This window comes from Streptomyces sp. NPDC090445, from assembly GCF_044769385.1.
Lineage (GTDB): Bacteria > Actinomycetota > Actinomycetes > Streptomycetales > Streptomycetaceae > Streptomyces.
The window spans coordinates 1-1708 of the sequence record NZ_JBIVXV010000078.1; the positions used below are offsets into that span (position 1 = coordinate 1).

Sequence of the window (1708 nt, forward strand, 5' to 3'; positions counted from 1 at the left end):
CGTGAAGAACCGGCTTCGGGGTATCCAACGCCGACCCGACGTTCTCGACGGCTTCATCGCCGAGACAGGACTGACACTGGAGCCCCCGTAGCCTGCCACCCCACCCTTTCAACCTCAGCGGCAACTACTGCCGTCAAGACACGCAAGGAGCCCCACCGAGAAGAAATTCGGTGGGACTCCTTGGTATCTCTCAAGCCGCGATAAGCCACCCAAGTGACTGTGGCCTACCAATCAGCCCAGATTCAGGTCATCAATGGAGACTTCATTCGGCGAGTGTCCGTCCTGCAACTCCCAGGGACAGTGGCCGAGGAGATGTGAGTTTCCACGGCAACGCGCCAGACCAAGTCCAGTGAATTCCCCCAGGAGGCACGTACGCTATCCAGGAATGACGTCAACATTATTCTGCGACAGAATCTCAAGAAGCAAATCGAATTTGAAAATTGGCCCGCCGGGAATATCCATTACTGCAGACAAGGAAGAACGCGCGACGGAAATGTTTCGCCAAATCAGCCGAACCGGGGCGCCTTGGAGGTAATCCCCAAGAGACTCTTCCAATTCGGTAAAACTCTGCCCGATGTACCCTCCTGGACCACGGAAAGCCTCGCCAATTGCACAGAAGAAACTCGCGACATCCTTGATTTCGTCACCTCCCATAACGATCTCTCGAGGGGGAGCCGAATACTCCCCCTTAGGGGCAGATTCGGCGTACCTAAGCCCGGCTACTTCTAGCCACGCTTCACGGGCTCCGACCTGAAGCGTGCACCATTCACCATGCCGCGGTTGGGAAATGCGGAACCTGTCCCACAACCTGCGGGCCTCGGCATGCGGAGGCAACCCCGTTTGTGCCGTGACGACTAGATATTCCGGCGTATCTCCGACCGCTAGCTTGGTGCCCCACAGCGCGTAGCGCCCCATGGGTCGACCTTCGGTGTCGAGGACAAGGACCTCGATGTCACCCCTAAGCGTCTCGATCGGCGCGTCTAGGGTCGGCCGCACAAGCCTGAAGGTGACTCGGGAGTTCTCGGCTTCAAGGAACGCGCCGAAGTCGTCGTAGCTGTAGTGCCCGACAAAAAACCCTTCCAGATCGCAAGCGAATGCGAATGCGTCACTTTCCTCGAACCGGACGGAATATTTCACCAACAACGTCGCCCACCTTCTACTGGGAACACGTCGAATCAACAGGAAGGAATAACGGTGATCTTATCGTACTTGACTTTCGGGTCCGTGTGGCCATACTCCCCGAAGCGGTTCGGACCGACGATCCTGTACGTATTGCCCTTCCCGGGAACCTCCCATTCGGGCGAGCCCTGGAAACCCGACTGCGCGTGAGGACCCCACTTGGCCGCGTGCTTCGCCGATTCGCGCCCTTGATAAAGCTTTTGAGTAGGATTCGTGAGGCTTACCGTGCGTGGGGTCCCCTGCCCGGCCTTAATCCTGGCAAGCTCGCCTGCAGCCCACCCAGGAACATTGTTGTCGTTGTGCACCAGCACCGGCGTTGTGCCGGCGAGCACATAGTACGTGTGCTGGCTGACACGTCCTCAACTGCGTATATGCAGGTGGGCGGTGGTTTGTTGGTTCGCTGACGTCCGTCGAAGTGCGTGGAAATCCGTGGTTGTTGCCGCTGAGGTTGAAAGGGTGGGGTGACAGGCTACGGGGGCTCCAGTGTCAGTCCTGTCTCGGCGATGAAGCCGTCGAGAACGTCGGGTCG

General features: G+C 58.3%; 1 protein-coding gene. It reads right to left on the bottom strand.

What is annotated here, in order from left to right; all coding sequences use genetic code 11:
- Window positions 1-375: 375 nt before the first annotated feature.
- Entirely contained in the window at window positions 376-1137 is a 762-nt protein-coding gene (locus ACIQUT_RS40275; protein WP_403570704.1) for a hypothetical protein, read from the bottom strand.
- Window positions 1138-1708 lie beyond the last annotated feature (571 nt).